The organism is Segetibacter koreensis DSM 18137 (assembly GCF_000374045.1).
GTDB classification, from domain to species: domain Bacteria; phylum Bacteroidota; class Bacteroidia; order Chitinophagales; family Chitinophagaceae; genus Segetibacter; species Segetibacter koreensis.
Genome location: NZ_KB893337.1, coordinates 278,893 through 302,677 on the forward strand (window position 1 = coordinate 278,893; position 23,785 = coordinate 302,677).

The following is a 23,785-nucleotide window of genomic DNA, read 5'->3' on the forward strand; positions in this document are numbered from 1 at the left end:
TTCAACAAAAGGCACCTAATAAAAATAATCGATTTCAATAGCAGTTGAAGCATCGAGCAAAAAAAGGAATTCTCTTTTCAAGAAATAAAACTGCACGTTCAGCGGTAAAATTTTGAAGGTATCAGGTTTTTAAAGCTAGCAATAATGCAGATAAAAATTCATATTCTTTCTGTATATATATCTAGCACAATGTGTTTAATTCATTTTCTTCTTTAAAGTACTTACTTGTTCCTGGAGATTGTTTACAAGATTAGCCAGTTGATTTACGTCCCACCGTTGTTGAACATTTGCTTTTGCAATAATCATTTGAGCCTGCCACAATTCAACTATTTCCTCTGTATTTACCTGGTAAGGTTCATACAAGGGGTTGTCGCTTACAAGTGTTACTTTGTTTTTACTACGGTTGCTTCTTAAAACTCTTTTATAAACAATGCCCTCACTTCGCGAAACAACGATGTAGGTATTGCTGCTTTTTACCTGGTCTATCTCTTCCACTTTCTCGCCCACTATTACGGAGCCACTTAGCGTTGGCAGCATACTGTCTCCAATTATTTCAAACGCCCGGTAATTACCTGCGGCAAGCATGGGTAGTGTAAAAGTATTGAGTTCATCAATAAATTCGGGATCAGCATAACCGGCAAGATAACCAGCAGCAGCCTTTACAGGAACAAATTGAATTTCACTGGTAGCAGAAGACATTTTCAGATAACGTCTCTTTTCTAAATAAGAGCTTCCTTTAGCACTACTTACATCCTGCAGCAGTAACTCGTCTAAAGACATTTTAAAAATTCCACTAACGGTCTCCAACACTTCAATCCTCGGCTCCGCCCGCTCCTCTTCATATGCTCCTAAAAGTGACCGTTTGATTTTAAGCTTACTTGCAAATTCTTCCTGGGTCCATCCACGCAGTTTGCGAAGGTATTTAAGGTTCTTACCAGCTTGTGACATAAGAAGGCTAATTTGTTTAGCCGCAAATTACTAATTTTATTAGCTTATGCAAAAGATTTTTTTGGGAACAATATTTTTATAATGACTTTTGTAACGAAAGCATTGAATAATATGGCAAAAGTTAAAAAAGAAACTTTAGATAAAAACGGAATAAAAGCATCAGAAACTACAACAAAACTAAAACCCGGACAGGGGCCTGAAGAAACCCAGATCAATACTAAAGTAAAGGCAGCAAAAGAGCCGGAAGCAACTTTTCCAAAAAAATCAGAAAAACCTGCAAAATATCCTAAAGAGGAACGTATCATATTAATCACCAATGATGATGGTGTAACTGCTCCCGGACTAATGGCACTGGTAGATGCAGTAAAAGACTTAGGAAAGATAGTGATAATAGCGCCCGATAAAGCACAAAGCGGAATGGGGCATGCCATTACAATAGGTTACCCTCTACGTATGGTAAGGGTAAATTATTTCGGTGACAATATCGAGGCTTACTCCTGCAGTGGAACGCCAGTAGATTGCGTGAAACTGGCAGTGGATAAAGTACTTCATAGAAAACCAGATGTTTGTTTAAGCGGGGTAAACCATGGAGCTAATCACTCTATAAATGTTATTTACTCAGGCACCATGTCTGCCGCCCTGGAAGCTGCTATTGAAAGTATTCCCAGTGTTGGTTTTTCTTTGCTTGATTACAGTCTCGATGCAGATTTTTCAGGTCCTAAAAAATATGCACGGTTGATTGTGCAGCAAATACTCGAAAACCCAATTGACAAGCATCTTTGTTTAAACGTAAATTTTCCTGCTGTAGGAGTTGATGAGCTAAAGGGGGTAAAAGTTTGTCACCAGGCATATGCAAAATACGAAGAAGACTTTGATGAGCGAGCAGACCCCACGGGGAAAAAATATTACTGGCTTACTGGCGAATTTGTAAATTTCGATAAAAGCAAAGACACTGATGTGTGGGCACTCAATCACAATTTTGTAAGCGTGGTGCCGGTTCAGTTTGACTTAACTAACTACAAGCTAAAGGAAAAGCTAAAGAACACTTTTAATTTTTAACCTGCATGTTTAAAAAGAACAACGTTGGCTTTGGATTGCTGTTGGGTTTTATTGCCCCTATTGTAGGATTGTTGGTTTATTATCTTGTACAATTTAGAAATGTTACAAGCCTGTCGGGCTTTTTTTATTACGTTGCAACAGAAAAAGCATTACTGACAGCAGTAATTAGTGTACTACTTGTTGCAAACGCAGGAGTGTTTACCTGGTATGTTAATAAAAGAAAAGACCTCACAGCAAAAGGTGTTTTTATCTCAACCTGTATTTACGGACTCACAGCCTTAATATGGAAATTTCTTTCTTAACAGATTTGGAAATTGGTTTTTAAAACATCGCATTCATTACCACAATTATATTCTATTTAAAGCGCTTAATAAGATCTGTTAGTTATACCAGCTTCTGTATTTCATGGTTCATGGTTGCATCGCAATCACTTTAGTGGTAACGCAATTCTCAGCGTTAATCTTTATTGCTAATCTTTCTAAAAAATGTAATACGCTTCTAAAAAGATTTATTGGGTACCAGTATTTTCTTAATAAATATGATCGGGCTTAACAAGCTGTGGATATTCTTTCTGTAGCTTTTTTATTTCAGGTATACTTACCATTTGTACATACCCGCTTCCGGGATTACGATCTATATAATTTTGATGGTATTCTTCGGCCTGCCAGAATTTTGTAAAAGGCATTAACTGTACAGCAATAGGAGCCTCATACTTACCCGAAGTTTGCATGCTTTTAATATAAGCCTGTGCTAATCGCTTTTCCTGATCATTTCTATAAAAAAGTATCGAACGATATTGCGTACCATGGTCTGGTCCCTGTCCGTTTACCTGGGTAGGATCCTGGCCTGAAAAATATATTTTTAATAATGTAGGATAAGTAACAACACTTGAGTCATAGTAAACATTCACAGTTTCAGCATGATCGGTTGTACCGGTTTCGCAAGTTTCGTAAGTAGGATTATTTGTCGTGCCGCCTGCATAGCCTGATACCGCTTCCTTAACTCCTTTTATGCTTTCAAAAAGCGCTTCTTCATGCCAAAAACATCCCGCTGCAAAAGTTGCCTGGCTATATCCTGAAAGTTGCTTCGCTGTTAAATGTGGTTCTATTATTTGTTTTCTTGTTTTTTGTGCGCATGATGTTATAGTAATAATTAATAACACAGAAAACAGTAAACGCGATACATTCTTCATATAAATGTTTTTATAAATATACGAAGTGATTATTCGGACGGTTGTTAATGAATTGTATAGGATGAACGAGACTCTTTAATTCAACCTCGCCCCGTGAACTTCTTTCATAATGTCATTCTTTAAGTCTATAGATGCTGAAATGAGCTCAGTATGATAAATAGGAATGTAAATGCCATACTGAGCTTGTTTCAATATCATCGTGAACCTTCTTTCAGTACCTCGTCCTGCTAAAATAATTCTGATTAATATATCAGTCTGTAGTATAAAATTTAATACTTCATCATCAATTCGAGAAACTTCCTGTCGAGTTTATGCCCATGCCAGTCTTCGTAAGCAACATCTGTACGACCAGAATCCAATACGCCAAAATCTCCTATAAAATTCCAAATAGCAAAGCCTATATTATTTGATGAAAGTATGCTAAGTACATCTGTAAACCAGGCAATGAAAACATCATGCGGCGTTTTATTCCAGCAACCACATTCTCCGCAATGAACACCGACGCCCTTTTTGGTCAAATCAATCCATGGTTTATAATATTCTTCAAGCATGGCTTTGCTTAAGTATTTGTCCCCTACCTGCCCCGGCCATTTTGGTTCAGGCAGGTGCTCCGGATCTTTATTTGCCCAGGGGGCTTTGTAGTGAGAAATAGCATGAGGGTAGTAGCCTCTGCAACTCTGCGCAATATTCAAATCAATAATTTCAGGAATAATAGAATTACCAACATTATTGCCGTCTGCAATTACGAGAGCATCTTTGTCTTCTTTGCGTATTGCCTCTGCAGCATCTTTAGCAACTTTACGATAAATATCTCCTGGCACAGCGCTTGATTTTGAATGCTGGTCATTCATATCTTCACGCATGCTAGGCTCGTTAAGCAGATCAAAACTTATCTTCTTTGAAGAAACATTCTTAAAGCGTTTTGCCCACATTGCCCAATGAAAGTAAAATGCTTTTTGCGCTTCAGAGTCTATCCATAAGTTATAGGGTTCATGAAAGCCGGCATTAATGCAATAGCCGGGTGCGCGGTGAAGATTAAGACTCACATGCATATTGTATTTATGCGCCATGTCGACCAATTTAACAATACGGTCAACTGCTTCTTCATTTATATTATACACTTCTGCAGGTGTAATGTTTCGGCTACGATCAAAAGTAAGATAGTAAGGATAGGCTATTGGAATTCTTACAAAATCAAATCCCCAATCTCGCATCCACATAAAATGCTCTTCTGTTGTAGGTTTGCTGGCAGATGTGGGATTAGGAGAAAAAAAATCAAGCAGGTTAAAACCTTTCCAACGTGGAAGTTTATTTTGAGTAGCTTGCCATGAGGCAACAGCCGCTATTTCAGATAAAGCCAATCCGGCGGAAACAAGGCCTGCCTTTTTTACAAATGTTCTGCGTTTCATGCAATCGTTTAAATTAAATGTATTTAATTATTAATAAAAGTCGTGTTGCGACTGAGTTTACAAAATGGTAAAGTACGCTATTATTTAAAATATTGGAGAGCAATTTTTCCATCCCAAAAAGTGATAAGGATGTACCGAGGAAGAACAGTCTGCAAAAAACATCTACATCATTTTTGCTATGGTTGTAATCTTTTAGCTTGTTTAGAAAATTAATATTAAAAATCCCAACAGGCTTATGGAAAGATAATATTTTTGTACGTCAGCTTTACCCCATAACTTATATAAAGCAATCAACAGAAATAACGTGTGGATGATTGTTGATAAATTTACCAGTTTTTAAGACAACTGCTATTTTCTTTATTAATCCTGATAATGATGATCTCTACAAAAAAAGTCAATACTTCTTCCAAAGCTAATCCCGACACCGGCTTTGGAGTACAGGCAAACCAGATAGGCGGAAGGTTTGTAAATAAAGACGGTTCTTTTAATATGAAAAAAGACGGTTTGCCAATTCTAAATCGTATTAGTTTTTACTCCAACCTTTTAGAGTTATCGTGGACACAGTTCTTTGCATTTATTCTTCTTTTTTATCTCCTTGCAAATATTGTTTTTACAATATTATATTTATTGGCAGGGTACAATGAGCTACAAGGATTGATTGCAACAACAATGTGGGGAAGAGCGAAAGAAATATTTTTCTTTAGCACAGAAACATTTACAACTGTAGGATATGGAAGAGTTAATCCTATAGGCGATGAGGCACATCTGATTGCTTCATTAGAGTCGATGACAGGCTTTTTATCATTTGCATTATTAACAGGTTTGCTTTATGGAAGATTTAGTCGTCCAAAGGCTTATATCGCCTTTAGTGAAAATGCATTAATAAGTCCTTATAAAGATGGCATTGCTCTTATGTTTCGCATGGTTCCTTATAAAGTCTATCACGATTTAACAGATGCACAGGTAACCGTAAATCTTGCTTTTACAGAAATGGAAGAAGGCAAACCGGTGTATAAATTTTACCAACTGAAACTGGAACGGGAAAAGATAAATATTTTTAGCATGAACTGGACAGTTGTACACCCTATAGATGAAGAAAGTCCGTTGCTTAATTTTACTAAAGATGATATGAAGCAGTCAGATCTTGAACTCTACGTGCAGGTTAGTGGCTTCGACAATATCTTTTCAAATATGGTGATGCACCGCAGCTCTTACACTTATGAAGAAATTATATGGGGTGCAAAATTTAGGCCTATGTATCATGAGTCTCCCGGCGGCAACACAACCATACTTGAATTGGATAAATTGAATGAATTTGAGAAAGTGAATTTGCCTTAGTTATACAAAGAGCTCACCCTTTAGAGATCGAAACAATATAAATTATTTCTTTCACAACTGCAACTCCTTTACCCAATAATGCACATTAACTTTTTTTAATATTTTTATTAAAAACCCATTAAAATCTCAAAGCAATATTGCATTAGCAAATCATTAACAATACATTTGTGCACCTGATTATATTGATTTTCTTCTTCTTTTTTTTCAGGATACTCACTTTGGAAAACGCATAATTGCAAAATTTGCAGAAAAGATGGTCATTTATTCTTATTTAAAATAACCTGTTTAACGAAATAGATTGAACAATATACAAATATGAAACAAGAGGAATAGAAGCTGTAGAGAAAGCTAAACAAGACCCAACCCGTTATTACTCTGGCATATACAAGGTTTAGTCAAAACTGCTTAAAGCATAAAAACCAAAATGAAAACAGAATTATACTGTAACCGATTATCTTCTTTGTTAGAACATTCTCCGCCTACTTTCTAACTATTTTTTCTTTTCGAGCTTCATCCACGACGCTGCCTTACGATTTTTTTTCTCTTAAGAAAGGCACATAGGAAATTATTTGCGCTAAATTAAAAATTGCATAGGTCTGACTCCTAAGCTACTGCTTTGCCTGTCTGTGAGACACCTGCCCTAATTACCTTCTAAAAAAAACAAGAAATGAATATTGATTTACTCATTTTTTCTTGCGGCACAACATTGTGCCCCAAACATTTCATATACCATACGTTTTCTCTTTCAGATAGTTCTCCGCCCTATTACACCTTACACCTTAATCTCTCTTCTTCTTTTGCTAAACGAGTAAAAAAATTCAAAAATTTTTATTTATTAACCATTACAATCAAACTATTTTATATGATCAAGTTTACCATATCCGGCTTTACCTACCCACAGTTGGGTAAGCGGTGCAATTATATTACGTCAAGAATTAAAATTTTTCTGACATTATTTGTCATTTTATTTATTTCTTCTTTTCAACTTTTTGCACAAGTAGCACCTGTCAACCCTCCTATAGGTGGATTTCATATTGATGGGGGGTTGAGGGCAAATACACCTACACTTGGTGTAGGTGACTGGGTAGTTGGTACACCGGCAGTTACTGGTGCTGGTGCTACAGGTGGATCTGTCTTCACCGATGCAGGAGCAACACAGCCTGGGCTTAATGCGAAACTTATTTCACCTAGGGATCCGTACAATAGCTCATCGGATATTATTTTTACTCAGGGTAGTAAATTCGATTATAATCCAAATAATTGGGCCTGGACTACCGGTGCTCCTCCAAATAAAGATGACATTAATAATGCTATGTACCTTGTTACTAAAGGGACAAATGGCAATGACTGGTTAATTATGGGAGGGGACCGTTTATCAACTAATGGAACGAGCTATCTTGACTTTGAGTTATTTCAAAATACCGTAACCCGGACAGGCAACGGTACCTCTGGCGCATTTACTTCTTCCGGAACACAAGGAGGCAGAACTGTGAATGACCTTGTTATTTCGATGGAATATAGCAATGGGGGAAGTAAGCCAATTGTATCTATTTATCAATGGCGCCTGGTGTCGTCTAACACTTATGACTACGTATTAATACCTTCAAGTACAGCCATTCCCACCGAACCTGGAAAAACAATAGGAGACTATGCATTTGCAGAAACCAACAGAACAGGTACCGAAAACGTACCTTTCAGCGCTTTTGGAAGCACTACCTATCAACAATTTGCTTTTGTTGAAGCCGCGGTTAATATGACCAAGATTATAAGCGCATTAGGAGACCCCTGTCTTGGCTTAAGTGTCAAAACCATTTTTATCAAATCTAAGGCTTCTAATTCTCTAAATGCAGCGCTTAAGGATGTGGTAGAGCCAATACAAGTTAGCATAAACTTTGGCTCAGCAACGATTGCATATGGAGGACCATACTGCCCAACTGGTACTGCATCTGTAACACAAACAGGCGTTACGGGAGGTACTTATAGTTATGCTGCTAAATCACCGACCCCAAGTACCAACACGTTATCACTTAATACAACCACAGGCGAAATAAATTTGGCAGCGAGCATGCCTGGCACTTATACTGTTACTTATACATACACTACAAATGGTTGTACTAAAACTGCAAAGGCTGATGTTACCATTAACGCCAATCCAGCTGCACCAACCCTTGGCGGCGCAGATCCAACATGTTCAGACAATACAGGTTCCATCACCCTTACTGCGACTACAGGATCTACCTATAGCTTTGATGCTGGTGCATATCTTGCTTATCCAACAGGTGGCTGGACGGGTTTGGCGGCTGGTTCTATGCATACGGTTTCTGAAAAAAACAGCGCTGGTTGTACCTCTCTTAATGCTTCCAGGACCATTGGTAATGTTGTGTCTACACCAGCTGCACCAACCCTTGGCGGCGCAGATCCAACATGTTCAGACAATACAGGTTCCATCACCCTTACTGCGACTACAGGATCTACTTATAGCTTTGATGCTGGCGCATATCTTGCTTATCCAACAGGTGGCTGGACGGGTTTAGCGGCTGGTTCTATGCACACGGTTTCTGAAAAAAACAGCGCTGGTTGTACCTCTCCTAATGCTTCCAGGACCATTGGTAATGCTTTGTCTACACCAGCTGCACCAACCCTTGGGGGCGCAGATCCATCATGTTCAGACAATATAGGTTCCATCACCCTTACTGCGACTACAGGATCTACCTATAGCTTTGATGCTGGTGCATATCTTGCTTATCCAACAGGTGGCTGGACGGGTTTAGCGGCTGGTTCTACCCACACAGTTTCTGAAAAAAACAGCGCTGGTTGTATCTCTCCTAATGCTTCCAGGACCATCGCTGCACAGCCATTAACACCACCAAGGCCTGCTGTAACTATAACAGAACCGACCCTATGTGGTACTTCCACAGCCACTATAACTATCACATGTCCGCTTACTTACACTGCTAATGGTACTACTATCACCTATGAATACAAAAATGGAAACGGACCGTGGCAACAAAGTCCTGTATTTAGTGGCTTAACAGCAGGCTCAGGCTTTAGCATTACAGTCAGAAATGCAACTACTCTTTGTGAGTCTGCTGCAACCGATTGTAATAACTATTCTGGGTATACTTGCACACAGCCGACCTCTGCAACGCAAGCAAGGGCTGTAACCGTGATGCCAGCTATACAGCCTGAAACAAAAGTGACAGCTTATCCCAATCCTTTTAATGATAAAGTAAAGTTCTCTTTCAAACCTGCACTATCGGGCATGGGTTCCCTGGACTTATACAACATTATGGGACAAAAGGTTAAAACTGTTTTTCAAGGCCACGTTGAAGCAGGACAAGTACAAAATGTTGAATACGCTGTGCCTAACGCTCAACGTTCTAATCTGATTTACATTTTCAGAGTGGGCAACCAAAGATCAACTGGTAAGCTGATTAATTTGAAAAGATAATATTGCTGTAAAGAACATTTGATTTAGGAGGCCGCCTCAAAAAATTTTGAGACGGCCTCCTTTTTATACTTTCATTAATAAGTTTCTCTGTACTTAGATATTTATACTTATTGAGAAATTATAGGAGCAACTATATTTAAGCCAGTTCCGGATAAATTTTTTGATTCACTTCGTCACCAATTTGGAATTGGATAAATTAGATGAAGTGGATATCATCTTGCTTCAAGAAAAGAACTACTTTAAATATATAGACAATATGATCTTTAATTTTTTACAACCCTAAAAATTTAATTAGAAATTAAAGACCTTTAATGCTCTTATTAAAAGGCGATTAAATTTATACTTGAGCATTCCTTTAAGATTCTATTAACACTACATTTGTTCACCTGATTATATTAATTCTTTCTCCTGGTGTTCTTCTTTTCAGGTGTCCAATTCCTGTGTATCGACTGATATAATTCAACCAATTCATACTGGAAAAATCTTCAATGTTCTTTCGTGTTATCAACCCGGAATCCATAAACTTTTACACAAAAATTATCAAAATGAAAAGAATTAAACCTGCTATGAAGTATTTATGTTGTGCCCTGTTGGGCATTTTGTTTTTTAGCAGTGCGCAGGCACAAAATGTCGATTTCAAACAACCACGAAATGGAAAGGAATCGCCATGGCCAATTGCGTGGGTTAATAGTGTCTTGAACAAGACGCATTCAACGTATGAAGAAGGCATGTCGGTTCCTCAAAGAATCATTATCACTGGCGTAAAACCTACTAGCGATGGTGAGCACACACTTACTTTTAAGCATGAAATTAGTAGAGGTACCGCTTTTGCCTACGACTTTCTAACTTCATGGGATCAGGCGGTGTCAACGAGTGGGGGGAAATTGGACCAGCTAATGTCAGCCGCCTGCAATGATGACAATACTACGTGCTCGGATTTAAGAAAAGGGTCGAACATAGTAGCAGGTCAAATTAATGACAATGGAGGTGACCCGATAAACGGTCAGAGTATTTCTGATCGAATGGCTGCTTATGAAGCCTCTAATAGTGCACGGACGTTTAAAATTTATGGTGATGCCGGCTTTACCGGTATTCCTAGTATAAATTTAATTGCTTATGAGAAAATAGGAAATAACTGGTATGCTAACTATACTGTCAAATGGAATTCGTCCTCTTCAAGGGTTATGATTGAAGTTGCCGGCCATTTAGCTAAAACAGGAGATGGAACAGGTGAGACTTATACTTCTGGGGCCGGAACAATTAGCGGTGCTCCTTACCATTTTAAATTAGAAAAATTGGATGGTGCTTCCGTAGGATCCCGTGATAACCAAATTATGATTTCAAATTCTTCAACTACCACACCTTGCCCCGATATTGTTGCTAATAATCAGAACTTAACAGAATGTGAGACAAGTACTGTAGATCATACAGCTAAATTTAATTTATTTGCAACAGAAAATGACATTACAGGAAATGTAGATAACGTGACGTTGGAATGGTATGACGACAATAGCAATCAAATAACTTCCACATCTTCCTACACAGCGTCTAACGGCACAATTGTATATGCTAAAGTGTTTCCTACTGATCACCCGGATTGCTTTGCTTTGGCGATCGTTACATTAAACGTAAATCCACAAGCAACTGTAAGCACAGGTTCACCTCAAACTATCTGCTCTGATGGTACTGTTACATTAAATGGTTCAATCGGCGGAAGTGCCAACTCTGCAAAGTGGACAACAAACGGCGACGGTTCGTTTGACAATGATAGTAAACTAAACGCTATTTATACACCTGGTACTCAGGATAAGGCAAATTATTCAGTTACATTGACTCTTACAACTAATGATCCCGACGGGCCTTGTACAGCAACCCATGCTGATGTTATGATCACTATCAATCCGCAAGCAACAGTTAGCGTCACCACTCCTGCTACTAAGAATTGTGCCGGTGGTATTGCTACCTACTCTTTGAGCGGCTCAATAGGTGGCGGTGCTTCTTCTGCTACGTGGAGCACAAGCGGTGATGGAACTTTTAGTTCTACTACTAATCTTAACACAACCTACACTCCCGGCATTAAAGATCTGCAAAAAGGAACAGTTGACATCACTCTGACTACGAATGATCCCGCCGGCCCTTGTGGATCTGCATCAACAAAAGCATCACTATCAGTCGCTCCATGTGGTCCTAATTATTCTTATACTCAGGGTTATTATGGTAACACCGGCGGTACAGCTTGTACGCCTGGAGGTGGTAAATCAACGAGCGCTTTAATTGCTCAAAGTATTCAAAATATGAGCAATGGCAAATTGTCTTTAGGCAGTCTCACAAGATCATTTACAATGGGGTCAACAACCACAGAGATTTCAAATTTGATAAAATATATGCCTGGTACTCAAGCCGCCGGACTAATTACTCCGAATACCGGCACTAATTTATTGACAAACATCACGAATAATCTTCCAAAATTAAACAGTGGTAAGATATCTAATATTCTTCTTTCGCAATCTATTGCACTCGCTTTAAACATAAGTATAACTGGGAATACTTTAGGAAGTTTTGTGTTACAGGACGGCTATTTGACCACGATAACAAAATCTGGAACTTCATGTACATCGCCCGCAGCAACTTGTGCAACCGGTGGTACCTTAAGCAGCAAAAAGATTACAAGCAATACCACACTGATGAACTTGTTAAAAGGCAAAACAGTTAATGATTTATTGGCAATGGCAAGTAGTGCATTAGGTGGAATTCTTCCAGCCAACGTTTCATATACCGATATATCAAGTGCAGTCGATGTAATTAATAATTCTTTTGACGGTGGCCGTTATGCCTTAGGCTATTTTGGGGTGCAAAAAACTTGCAGCAGTGTTCTAGCTAAACCCGCATCGAATTATGTGACAACTGATCCAACCAGTAAAGACATTAGTGTTTCTGCTTACCCAAATCCTTTTACAAACCAGGTTAAATTCACTATTCAATCTCCTGTTTCCGGCAAGGGTTCTTTGGATATCTATAATCTTTTAGGACAAAAGGTTTACAGCGTTTACAAGGGATATGTTTTAGCAGGAAGAAAAGAAACAATAGAACTTAATGTTCCTTCTAAAAATAGTGGCAACCTGATCTATTCTTTTAAAGTAGGTGGTCATCAGGTAAATGGAAAACTTATACAGAATAAATAATTAAGGTTTTTATATTTTTAAGAGGCTGTCTCAAAAGGTCAGCCTCTTATGTTTTTATTCAATTCCGCTGAAGCAGACCCAGATGTCATTGAAAATTTTAAAAGCCCACCTTTGCCTTTGACCCATTTGTTCTAACTGGCTAGTGAGTTTTTAGAGGTGAATGATTTTATATTAGATGTAAAAGCAGTTTCAATAAATTCCTATACTTTTTGTTCTTTATCTTACTACTAATTTCACAGCTGGTGTTTTTAATAAAGTACCAAAAACAACGTTTTATATTATTAAAGTAATTAAGCAAGGTCCGTAAGTAAAAAAGTGATTTATAGCAATGATGAAGAATTTTAAATAACCAATCTTAGTCAAAAATGGGATTATTTTCACGATTTTTAGGTAATGCCGGAGTGGCAAATATGGATGAGGTACAGAAAGAATATGCAAAACTGCTGGCAGAAGAAGAAACTATTGAAATTGCTTTTAAAATATATCGTGATCTTATCATATTTACCGATAAACGATTAATACTGGTAAATAAACAAGGACTAACGGGAAAAAGAGTTGAGTATCTTTCTGTAAAATATCAAAGCATTTCAAAATTCTGCATTGCAACGGCTGGACATTTTAATTTGGAATCAGAGTTGAAAATCTGGATAACAAGTGAGGTTAAACCCAGTGTTGAAAAAAAATTTAACAAGCAGGTTAATATGTTTGACCTGCAAAAGATACTGGCACAGCACGTATTTCAATAAAACGTTTCAAAAAAATGTTCTATAATTATTAAAACTATTACGCAACTGATCCTACCGGATAGAATTCATATTACATCCAGCTCTTTTATTTCTGCCTTATATTCCCTGGGTAATATTACAGATTTTAAAAACCAGTCCATTTTTATCTTCCTTGCCAGTTTATAAATGGCAAGCACAGGCGTTAGAAGTGAAACTTTTCCGAGCTTCAACAATCTATTTACTTTCCCTGGCACTACAAGTTTTTGCGCTTCAACTAATAGCCAGAAACGCAAAGGCCCTAAATGTTTTTTATATTGCTTGTAAAGGTCAACAGTATAATTTCCCTTTACCAGATCCTGGCTTAAATGCTGCTCACGCATTACCAGCCATTCATCATAACTCTGAGGTAGTCCTTTTAAATTCATCCTGCTTCCCACCCTGTAAAATACATCAAACACCTCGTCCTTTTCAGCATTTGTCAGTTTTCTCTCAAGCACTTCGAAGGAACTTATTGAATAACCAATTAGCATAAACAAGACATCGCGGTAAGCCCAGTCAGGAATTTTAGCTCCACGTTTTGCTTCAACTGCGGAATGGATTGCGGAAATTTTATCAATAGCACAATAAGCAGCACTTATTTCAGAAAAAACAATTTCTCTTGCATAATTCACCGTAGAGAAAAGCCTTCCTAAAGGGTCTGCAGGAAGCCGGCCGGTAAAGTACAGCCAGTCGACCGCTTTGTTTAAGGCGAACTCAGCAGAAGCACCTGCGAAAATGAAAAGAATAGTATCTCCTTTTCCCCATATCTCTCTTACAACAGAGTTTTCACTTACAAAAAATTTCATATCTATATAAATGTAAAGCCTGTTTTTTAAACTATCAATTATCAAAACAAATTTTAGATTTTTTATAATTTACGAAAAGTGGTTAGAGATTCATTAAATGCGATAATTTGTACATCTTATCTAATACGGTACTTAAAGTAATTCTTAATAGAAACAAATTTTTAAATATGTTTTTGGCATAAATTTCTAATTTTAAATAGTAATGATAAAAGCTTATAAAATATACACGGGCTCTGACGGACATTCTCACATCGTTTCCGGCTCTGTCAGTGAAAGCTATTTAACAAGCGTAACTGCCATCAGTTTCAACGAGACTAAGGCATGTTCTTCTTACGACTGGCATACTGCCCCTCTCACACAATATGTCATCTGTCTGACAGGCACACTTCTGTTTGAAACCCGGCCTGGTGAAACATTTATACTTCGGCCTGGTGAGATTTTAATTGCAATGGACACAACGGGAACAGGGCATAAATGGAAGTTGATAGATGACCAGCCATGGAGACGCGCATATGTTATTTTTGACGACACTGCACAAATAAACTTTGTAGAAGACGAGTGAAAACGAAGTTTTCTATTGCCAATAATTATAATCCCCTGTCATATTTTATCCTCTTTTTTCTCAAAAATGTCATTTCTGCAGATTATTTTTTCTATTATAAACAACGGTTAAGTACAACTGTTAGAAATTCGTTATAAGTAATGTTCGAACATTAATTATGCATATAAATTGCTTTCATAATCATGTAAAAAATTAATTATGAAAAAAATACTTATAGCATTGCTCTCAATAGGATTGACATTGGGGGCATCAGCTCAACCAAAGATTGGTGGAGGGTTTCGTGGAGGTGGTAGCATAGGTGGAGGCGGTGTACATTACGTAAGACCAAGAGTAACAGTAATAGCTCCTTATACATATGTCTCACCTTATTATGGTTTAGGATACAGATTTGGATATTCACCTTTTTATGATCCTTTTTATCGATATCCCAGATACGACGAAAGACCATCGCAGTTAGACTTGCAGATAGAAGATATCAAAAATGATTTCAGCTACCAGATCTCTACTGTGAAACATGACAAGAGCCTGGCTAAAGATGAAAGAAAGCAAAAGGTGCGCGATTTGAAACACCAGAGAGAAGATGCTATTATCGAAGCAAAAAAGAATTACTACGCGCAAAAGAATAATGACAAAACAAGCTAATCCCCCAATTACAAAAAATAGAGATCCGCTTTTTTAGCGGATTTTTATTTAATAAGAAATTTTAGTTGCGATACAAGTATTTGATACAAGCAAAAATTTTTTAAACGACTTTTTTCTATTGACTCATTGTGGTAAGAATGTCTTTTTCGCAAAACCAATCAATTCATCACCAGCTTGAAATTTGAATACTAAATCTACTTCTCCTTATTAGTTTAGTTAGGTTCTGATAAATTCTTCAATTGTTCTAACACATTAACCTGTATATCCCTCAACTACAATCATTTTTGTATTTGAAGAACGTTGGCGAATTTCTTTCGCAGGCAAATACTCGTTTGAATTCCACCATTCTTTTGCTTTTTCTACTGAGGGAAATTCTAACATCACTATTCTTTCCGGATCCCAATCGCCTTCCAGTGTCTCTGTCTCCCCTCCTCTTACTATAAACTTTCCGTTATAAGCTGCGACGGAGGCAGGCGTCAATTTCTTATAATCATCGTAAGCTTTTGCATCATTTATTTGCACATCAACAATTATATAAGCTGGCATAAGGGATATTTTATATTTAAAGTGACGTTTTGCCGATGGGTTGTACGAATAAGTTGTGTCTTACCCATACAATTTTGAATAAACTATTGCCTGATACAAAATTTTCAAAGCGCGGTAGTGTTTTTCCATTTTCAGGGCAAAGAACTGAAAGATCTGCTATATAAACATTTAAGCTTCCGAGGTCTCAGCAGGCAGCGTTATGATAAAAGTAGAACCTTCATTGAGGTTGCTTTGCGCCGTTATAAATCCGTTGTGCTTTTCAACTATTTTTTTACATATTGATAAACCAATACCAGTGCCCTCAAATTGATGATACGTATGCAGCCTTTTAAAAACTACAAATATTTCTTCCGCGTATTTTGAGTCAAACCCAATACCATTGTCTCTTATATATATTTTATAAAAATTCTGTTCAAATAATTTTCTGTCGATCTCAGGTATCATTGCTCCCTTTGTAACTTCTGCCTGAATATTTATTTCAGGAGTGTTGTCTGGTTTAGAAAATTTAATAGAATTACTTATCAGGTTTTGAAACAATTGCCGTATCTGGCTTGGAATTGCATAAATAACAGGCAGATTATCGGCGACTATTTTTACATTCTTTTTTTGAATATCAGTTTCCATGTCTGATAAGACATCATTTAAAACGTCGCTTAAATTTGTCTGTTCAAAATCTGTATCCTCACTCGTTTGTCGCGAAAATTTAAGGAGATCATTTACCAACTGCTGCATTCGCTTTGATGCACTTCCAATCTTCTGCAAATACAATTTAACTTCATCATCCAGCCTCTCACTCATTTGGTAAATCAGCTTATCTGTAAACAATTGTATTTTACGCAGTGGCTCCTGCAGGTCGTGAGACGCAACATAGGCAAAACGGTCTAACTCCTGGTTGGTTGATTGAAGGTGTGCATTATTCTCTATCAATTGCAGGTTAAGAACTCTTATTTTTTCCTCAGATATTTTTCGTTCCTCTATTTCTTTTTCTAAACTTTTATTTGCAGACAAAAGCTTTTTTTCCTGCTCGAGCAATTTGTGGTTTCTCCTGTACAATTCTACAAAAACACCCACTTTTACTCTTAACAATTCAGGATTAATGGGTTTGTAAATGTAATCGACCCCGCCCATCTGGTATCCCTTAAAAATATATTCTTCTTCGTAGTTATGCGCAGTTATAAAAATAATAGGTATATGCTTCAACTTCTCTCTTTCAGAAATAAGCGTAGCGGTTTCAAGGCCGTTCATGCCGGGCATTTGTACGTCCATCAGTATGAGTGTAAAATCATGCTGGTGCAACAATATCTTTAGGGCCGCCCTTCCAGAATTTGCTTTGACCAATGTATAGCCATCTTTTTCCAGGATGGTTTCAATTGAAAACAGGTTATCTTCCCTGTCATCAACAACCAATATCCTGACATCCGATTGCCGGAAAGGTGTTTCCTTTGTTAATTCCATTTCTATCATATATTATTTATACAGCCATACCCGCATCAAAGATAGTAACTGATCTATTTTTACAGGTTTAGTTATATAATCAGAAGCGCCAGCTTCAATACATTTTTCACGGTCACCTTTCATTGCCTTAGCAGTAACAGCAATAATGGGAAGATTGTTATTCTTATGTTCGCGCCTTATTTTTTGGGTAGTCTCATATCCATCCATCTCAGGCATCATTATATCCATAAGCACAATATCGATCTTATTATTCTCTGCAAGAATATTTATTGCTTCCTGCCCACTTTCTGCAGTAATAGTATTAACTCCGTAACGTTCAAATGCTGTAGTAAGTGCAAAAAGATTTCTCACATCATCATCAACAATAAGAACATTTTTATTGGTAATAACATCTACACGTGAATTTAAGTTGTCTATTATTTTTCTTTTTTCGGGCAAAAGGTCTTTGTGGTCAATATGCAATTGCATTATTGTTTCTTCAAGCAGTAGATCAAGTGAGTTAACGTCTTTTAAAAGAATTCGATTTGCATATTGTTTTAACTGGTTTTTCTCTTTATTAGAGAAGTCTTTTGCAGAGTAAATAATTATAGGTGTAAGCTGTACCTTACTCATGTGGTTGATTTCCGAAACAAACTCCATTCCGGCAATATCAGGAAGCATAAAATCAACAATAATGCAATCAAATGAATTTTTATTTATAAGTTCTAATCCTTCCTTGCCCGTGCTCGCTATTTTGATATCAATCAGTTCGCCATTGTCCAGCATCTTAGCTATTTGGGAAGACTCTAATTCGTTGTCTTCTACAATAAGAACATTTTTTGTTTTTCTTGCATGAAATGTTACAATATCATTAAACAATACGTTTAATGCTTCATTCTTCAGTGGCTTCAGGTTAAAGCTTCTTGCACCCCGCTGCATAGCGAGCAACCTGTTTTCTTCACCTGAAATAAGGTGAACTGGAATATGTTTAAAGTTGATGTCATTTTTAAAGAGATCTAATATTTTCCAACCGCTGGCATCCGGTAGCTTTACATCGAGTGTCACTGCAACTGGGTTGAACTTATTCATCAACTCAAATACATCACCAAATCCTTTTGCAACAACTACTTTCAGGTTCATTTCATGCGCCTTCTCAATCATAATCTTTGCAAAACGCATGTCATCCTCTACAACCAACAATACCTTGTCGTGACTGAGAATATTATTTCTATCATCACCTGTTTCATTAATGATCTCATTTAAAAGGTTCAATTCCTTCGTTTCTGACACTTTTATAGTAGGCACTGATTGAATAGCGATGTTTTCATCATTTTCTGCCAATTTATATTGACTTATGGTAAGACTACTCTGCTTTTCTTTTTTTACATTGGCTGGATTATAATTAATTGGCAGGAACAAGGTAAACGTACTTCCTCTTCCAGGTTCACTTTCCAGTTCTATAGTACCTCCTAACAGGTCGGCCAATCCTCTGCTGATAGACAAACCTAAGCCTGTTCCTCCGTATTTGCGGCTGGTAGATCCTTCGGCCTGCTGAAAAGCTTCGAATATAATATTTTGTTTGTCTTTCGAAATTCCAATCCCGGTGTCTTTAATTTCAAATGCTACTACTTTACCCGCATTATCAAGACTGAATGTACTTGATTTCCAATTATGCCTTGCTTCGTATATTCTGAGTTTTACTTCACCTTTGTCGGTAAATTTAAACGCATTTGATAACAGGTTCTTCAATATCTGGTTGAGCCGTTGTATATCAGTTTCAAGACTATTTGGTAATTTTTCATCCATTTCAATACCAAAACGAAGATTCTTACTTTCAGAAATATGTTTAAAAGTCGTTTCAACAAAAGAAGTAATCTCGTTAAACCTCACGTTTATAAAGTCTGTAGAAATATAACCAGATTCAATCTTGGACAGGTCAAGAATATCATTGATTAACTGGATAAGGTCATCACCGCAACTGTGAATGGTTTTAGCGTATCGCACCTGTTTTTCTGAAAGGTTGCCTTCCTGGTTTTCGAACAACTGCTGTGCAAGAATTAATAAAGAGTTTAAAGGGGTTCTCAACTCGTGAGACATGTTTGCCAGAAACTCCGATTTATACTTTGAAGTAAGCTGCAATTGCTCCGCCTTTTCTTCAAGAGATTTTCTTGCTTCCTCCACTTCTTTGTTCTTTGCTTCCACTTCTTCTTTTTGTTTTACAAGAAGGTGGGCTTTATCCTGCAATTCTTCGTTTGTTCTTCTTAATTCATCGGCCAGGGATGTGGATTGCTCCAGCAGGTCCTCAGTTCTTGAGTTAGCTTCTATCGTATTGAGTACAATACCAATACTTTCCGTAAGCTGGCTTAAGAAGTCAAGATGTGTTTCGCTAAATGCATCGAACGACGCAAGTTCAATTACTGCTTTGATTTGAGATTCGAACAATACCGGAAGTACAATTAGGTTTAATGGTGTTGCACCGCCTAACCCCGATTCGATTTTAATGTAATCTCGCGGTACTGAGGTCAGCAAAATTCTTTCTTTCTGCAATGCACACTGTCCAACCAATCCTTCACCAAGCGAAAATTCTCTTGACGCATCTATTTCTTTACCGTAAGCATACGCTGCAAATAGTTTTAATTTTTGATTTTGTAAGTTTTCGTCCTGTTCCAGGATGTAGAACATTCCTTTTTGTGCATTTACCACTTGCGCCAGCTCCGAAAGGATTCTGCGGGTGACAGTATTTAAATCTTTCTGGCCCTGCAGCATTTGGGTAAACTTTGCCAAATTCGATTTTAACCAGTCCTGCTCCTGGTTAAGCAGCGTTGTGCTCTTAAGGTTTGCAATCATCTGGTTGATGGTATCTTTTAATTCTTCCACCTCACCCTTCGCTTCTACACGAATCATCTGTGTAAGATCCCCTTTTGTTACCGCTGATGCCACTTCAGAAATTGCCCTTACCTGGGTTGTAAGATTTTCAGCTAGCTGGTTCACGTTTTCCGTCAAATCTTTCCACGTACCGGAAGCACCTGGCACCGATGCCTGTCCACCCAATCTCCCATCCACACCCACCTCACGTGCCACAGTAGTTACCTGATCAGCAAACACCGCCAGCGTATCAATCATTTCGTTAATTGTATCTGTCAACTGAGCCACCTCACCACGGGATACAATCGAAAGTTTTTGTTTTAGGTTACCGGTCGCAACCGCTGTTACCACCTTCGCAATGCCGCGTACCTGATTGGTAAGGTTCGACGCCATCATGTTCACAGAGTCAGTCAAGTCTTTCCACGTACCTGCCACACCTTGCACCTCTGCCTGTCCACCGAGTTTACCTTCGGTACCTACTTCACGCGCCACACGCGTGACCTCGTAAGCGAACGAGTTCAACTGATCCACCATTGTGTTAATGGTATTTTTCAGGTCGAAGATTTCACCCTTAACGTCGATGGTTACTTTTTTAGAAAGGTCACCTGATGCCACCGCTTTCGTTACCTCCGCGATGTTACGCACCTGGGAGGTAAGGTTACCAGTCATCTGATTTACAGAGTCAGTCAGGTCTTTCCATGTTCCCGCAACGCCTGGCACGAATGCCTGACCACCCAATTTACCTTCAGAACCTACCTCACGCGCCACCCTTGTTACCTCAGATGCAAACGCCCGAAGCTGATCCACCATCGTGTTTAGAGTTTCTTTCAATTGAAGGATTTCTCCACGTACGTCCACCGTAATCTTTCTTGACATGTCTCCGTTCGCCACCGCAATAGCCACATCGGCAATGTTACGTACCTGGGCTGTCAGGTTACCAGCCATTTGGTTTACCGAGTCTGTCAGGTCTTTCCATGTACCACCCACTCCAGGCACGTTTGCCTGTCCACCGAGTTTACCTTCTGTACCCACCTCACGTGCAACCCTTGTTACCTCCGATGCGAACGCACGAAGCTGTTCCACCATCGTGTTGATGGTATTTTTTAATTCAAGGATTTCACCTTTTACGTCCACCTCAATTTTACGGCTAAGATCACCGTTTGCCACCGCTGTTGTTACCTCGGCGATGTTACGTACCTGTGCGGTAAGGTTAGATGCCATTTTATTTACCGAGTCAGTTAAGTCTTTCCAAAGTCCTTCCACACCCGGTACGTCCGCCTGGCCTCCCAATCTACCTTCAGAACCAACCTCACGAGCCACACGAAACACCTCTGAACCGAATGAGTTCAACTGGTCTACCATGGTATTGATGGTGTTTTTTAATTCCAGGATCTCACCTTTTACGTCCACCGTGATCTTACGGCTAAGGTCTCCTTTCGCCACCGCCGTTGTTACCTCGGCAATATTTCTTACCTGGGCAGTAAGGTTACTACCCATTTGGTTTACTGATTCTGTTAAGTCTTTCCATGTACCACCCACACCCTGCACTTTCGCCTGGCCACCCAATTTACCTTCGGTACCTACCTCAAGTGCCACACGTGTTACCTCAGACGCAAATGAGTTTAACTGGTCCACCATCGTGTTAATGGTTCGTTTCAGTTCAAGGATTTCTCCCGCAACGTCAACCGTAATCTTTTTAGACAAATCACCGTTTGCCACCGCAGTTGTTACCTCAGCAATGTTACGTACCTGTGCTGTAAGGTTTCCCGCCATGTTATTTACCGAGTCCGTCAAGTCTTTCCATGTACCACCGACTCCCTGCACTTTCGCCTGGCCACCCAGTTTACCTTCTGTACCTACCTCAAGCGCCACACGTGTTACCTCAGACGCAAATGAGTTGAGCTGGTCAACCATCCTGTTAATTACATCCTTAATTTGAAGGATTTCTCCCTTCACATCAACCGTAATTTTTTGTGTCAAGTCACCATTCGCAATCGCTGTTGCAACTTTTGATACGTCACGAAGCTGAACGGTAAGGTTACCCGCCAACTGGTTTACGTTATCTGTCAAATCTTTCCATACACCGCCCACTCCTTTTACTGTAGCCTGTCCACCCAGTTTACCTTCAGAACCTACCTCTCGGGCCACACGCGTAACCTCAGCAGAGAATGAGTTCAACTGATCTACCATCGTGTTGATAGTGTTTTTCAACTCGAGGATTTCTCCTTTTACGTCCACCGTAATTTTTCTTGATAAATCTCCACGAGCCACGGCTGTTGTTACTTCGGCAATGTTACGCACCTGGCCGGTAAGGTTACTTGCCATCTGGTTCACGGAGTCGGTCAAGTCTTTCCATGTTCCGGCAACACCTTTTACTGTTGCCTGTCCACCCAGTTTACCTTCAGTTCCCACCTCACGGGCAACCCTTGTTACCTCCGAGGAAAACGAGTTCAACTGGTCCACCATCGTATTGATTGTATTCTTTAACTCAAGGATTTCCCCTTGTACGTCCACGGTAATTTTCTTTGACAAGTCTCCCTTTGCTACCGCGGTGGTTACCTCTGCGATGTTACGTACCTGCGCGGTGAGATTACCTGCCATCTGGTTTACTGAGTCTGTTAAATCTTTCCACACACCGGCAACTCCTTTTACACGTGCCTGCCCTCCCAGCTTACCCTCAGAACCTACTTCGCGGGCCACACGAGTTACCTCCATCGAGAACAAATTCAACTGCTTCACCATGTCGTTTACCTCTCGGGCAATACGTGCAAACTCTCCCTGTAGCACGTGGTCGCCAATTTGGAGAGGCATCTCTTGTGATAAATTACCTTTTGCCACAGAGCCAATTACGTGTGCAATTTCCACCGTAGGGTGTACAAGGTCGGAGATAAGATTATTTATTGAGTCAACACCAGTGTTCCAGGAGCCTTTTGCAAAAGGAAGTTCTACACGATGATTTAACTTACCCTGTTTACCAATAGTTTTGCCGGCGAGGGTAAGTTCCTCCATCAACCTTTCATTCAGGTATATAATATCGTTTAGAGTATCGCAGATTTTTCCGTCTATGCCCAGAAGATCAATAGGCATCCTGACATTGAAATTTCCATTTTTTACTTCTGATAACACCCGTAGTAGTTCGCGTCTGTCTAAGTCATCGGCTCCAGCGGAATTTTCATAAGCAGGCAGAGGCTTATGTTTAACCTTACCATTGCTATTTCCATTGCTTTTCTTTTTTTCTGATCCGGCAACAGAGGCAATGTCATCTGAAGTAATCGTATCTATGGCAGGAACATTACTGTTAGATGTTGTCTTTTTCGTATTCATATACAAATGGATTGGAATTCAAACCTACATAAAAAGTTAGTAGCAGGTTGAAAACGATCAATAATTAATGATTATTATACAATTATTATTTTTTTGTTACTTCTTTAACCCTTATCGAAGTTTTTATAGATAAATCAATATCCGTTTTTGTTTAAGATACCACGGTTGCTACTAAAATCAATCTTTTTCAAGGTCTGTATTTTAAACCGTTGTTGTTTGCACCTGTTAGGTTTATTAAATCTCGTTTGAAAACTTATCCAACT

The 23,785-nt window shown here is 38.7% G+C and carries 15 protein-coding genes; 8 read left to right on the forward strand and 7 right to left on the reverse strand.

The window, feature by feature from the left end; all coding sequences use genetic code 11:
• Nucleotides 1–195: 195 nt before the first annotated feature.
• Nucleotides 196–948 carry an XRE family transcriptional regulator gene (locus tag B154_RS0117750; protein ID WP_018615615.1) on the reverse strand — a complete coding sequence of 251 codons (753 nt, stop codon included), beginning with the start codon at nucleotides 946–948 and terminating at the stop codon, nucleotides 196–198.
• An 81-nt stretch (nucleotides 949–1,029) separates the two neighbouring features.
• On the opposite strand from B154_RS0117750, the gene surE reads away from it, so the two are divergent.
• Both surE and B154_RS0117760 read left to right on the forward strand, forming a co-directional pair.
• A complete protein-coding gene (gene surE / locus B154_RS28945; protein ID WP_018615617.1) occupies nucleotides 1,030–2,007 on the forward strand; it encodes a 5'/3'-nucleotidase SurE in 978 nt (325 codons plus the stop codon).
• A gap of 5 nt (nucleotides 2,008–2,012) precedes the next feature.
• The gene (locus tag B154_RS0117760) at nucleotides 2,013–2,309 is read left to right on the forward strand and encodes a hypothetical protein (protein WP_018615619.1); all 297 of its coding nucleotides are present in this window, start codon (nucleotides 2,013–2,015) and stop codon (nucleotides 2,307–2,309) included.
• A gap of 227 nt (nucleotides 2,310–2,536) precedes the next feature.
• On the opposite strand, the gene msrA is transcribed toward B154_RS0117760, so the two are convergent.
• Entirely contained in the window at nucleotides 2,537–3,199 is a 663-nt protein-coding gene (gene msrA / locus B154_RS0117765) for a peptide-methionine (S)-S-oxide reductase MsrA (RefSeq protein WP_018615620.1), read from the reverse strand.
• A gap of 269 nt (nucleotides 3,200–3,468) precedes the next feature.
• Nucleotides 3,469–4,608 carry a glycoside hydrolase family 5 protein gene (locus tag B154_RS0117770; RefSeq protein ID WP_018615622.1) on the reverse strand — a complete coding sequence of 380 codons (1,140 nt, stop codon included), beginning with the start codon at nucleotides 4,606–4,608 and terminating at the stop codon, nucleotides 3,469–3,471.
• A gap of 372 nt (nucleotides 4,609–4,980) precedes the next feature.
• Between B154_RS0117770 and B154_RS0117775 the strand changes: the two genes are divergently transcribed.
• The 4 genes from B154_RS0117775 (at nucleotide 4,981) to B154_RS0117790 (ending at nucleotide 13,325) form a co-directional block, all read left to right on the forward strand.
• Nucleotides 4,981–5,946 carry an ion channel gene (locus B154_RS0117775; RefSeq protein ID WP_245542618.1) on the forward strand — a complete coding sequence of 322 codons (966 nt, stop codon included), beginning with the start codon at nucleotides 4,981–4,983 and terminating at the stop codon, nucleotides 5,944–5,946.
• Between the two features lie 862 nt (nucleotides 5,947–6,808).
• Nucleotides 6,809–9,397, forward strand: a complete 2,589-nt coding sequence (locus B154_RS0117780) for a hypothetical protein (protein ID WP_033411878.1) — start codon at nucleotides 6,809–6,811, stop codon at nucleotides 9,395–9,397.
• A 545-nt stretch (nucleotides 9,398–9,942) separates the two neighbouring features.
• Nucleotides 9,943–12,579, forward strand: a complete 2,637-nt coding sequence (locus tag B154_RS0117785; protein WP_026260279.1) for a T9SS type A sorting domain-containing protein — start codon at nucleotides 9,943–9,945, stop codon at nucleotides 12,577–12,579.
• 365 nt (nucleotides 12,580–12,944) lie between these two features.
• Complete coding sequence (locus B154_RS0117790; protein WP_018615627.1) at nucleotides 12,945–13,325, forward strand: PH domain-containing protein; 381 nt, start codon at nucleotides 12,945–12,947, stop codon at nucleotides 13,323–13,325.
• Nucleotides 13,326–13,390: 65 nt separating this feature from the next.
• Here B154_RS0117790 and B154_RS0117795 read toward each other — a convergent pair whose 3' ends face one another.
• A complete protein-coding gene (locus B154_RS0117795; RefSeq protein WP_018615628.1) occupies nucleotides 13,391–14,149 on the reverse strand; it encodes an oxygenase MpaB family protein in 759 nt (252 codons plus the stop codon).
• Nucleotides 14,150–14,351: 202 nt separating this feature from the next.
• On the opposite strand from B154_RS0117795, the gene B154_RS28950 reads away from it, so the two are divergent.
• Together B154_RS28950 and B154_RS0117805 are read left to right on the forward strand one after the other, a co-directional pair.
• Nucleotides 14,352–14,711, forward strand: coding sequence for a cupin domain-containing protein (locus B154_RS28950; protein ID WP_018615629.1), 360 nt, complete (start codon nucleotides 14,352–14,354; stop codon nucleotides 14,709–14,711).
• 198 nt (nucleotides 14,712–14,909) lie between these two features.
• Nucleotides 14,910–15,353, forward strand: a complete 444-nt coding sequence (locus B154_RS0117805; RefSeq protein ID WP_018615630.1) for a hypothetical protein — start codon at nucleotides 14,910–14,912, stop codon at nucleotides 15,351–15,353.
• A 252-nt stretch (nucleotides 15,354–15,605) separates the two neighbouring features.
• On the opposite strand, the gene B154_RS0117810 is transcribed toward B154_RS0117805, so the two are convergent.
• The 3 genes from B154_RS0117810 to B154_RS0117820 form a co-directional block, all read right to left on the reverse strand.
• The gene (locus B154_RS0117810; protein ID WP_018615632.1) at nucleotides 15,606–15,899 is read right to left on the reverse strand and encodes a DUF1330 domain-containing protein; all 294 of its coding nucleotides are present in this window, start codon (nucleotides 15,897–15,899) and stop codon (nucleotides 15,606–15,608) included.
• 168 nt (nucleotides 15,900–16,067) lie between these two features.
• Entirely contained in the window at nucleotides 16,068–17,354 is a 1,287-nt protein-coding gene (locus tag B154_RS0117815) for a sensor histidine kinase (RefSeq protein WP_157580853.1), read from the reverse strand.
• Nucleotides 17,355–17,366: 12 nt separating this feature from the next.
• On the reverse strand, nucleotides 17,367–23,522 hold the full coding sequence (locus tag B154_RS0117820) for a HAMP domain-containing protein (protein ID WP_018615636.1): 6,156 nt from the start codon (nucleotides 23,520–23,522) through the stop codon (nucleotides 17,367–17,369).
• Between the last annotated feature and the right edge of the window lie 263 nt (nucleotides 23,523–23,785).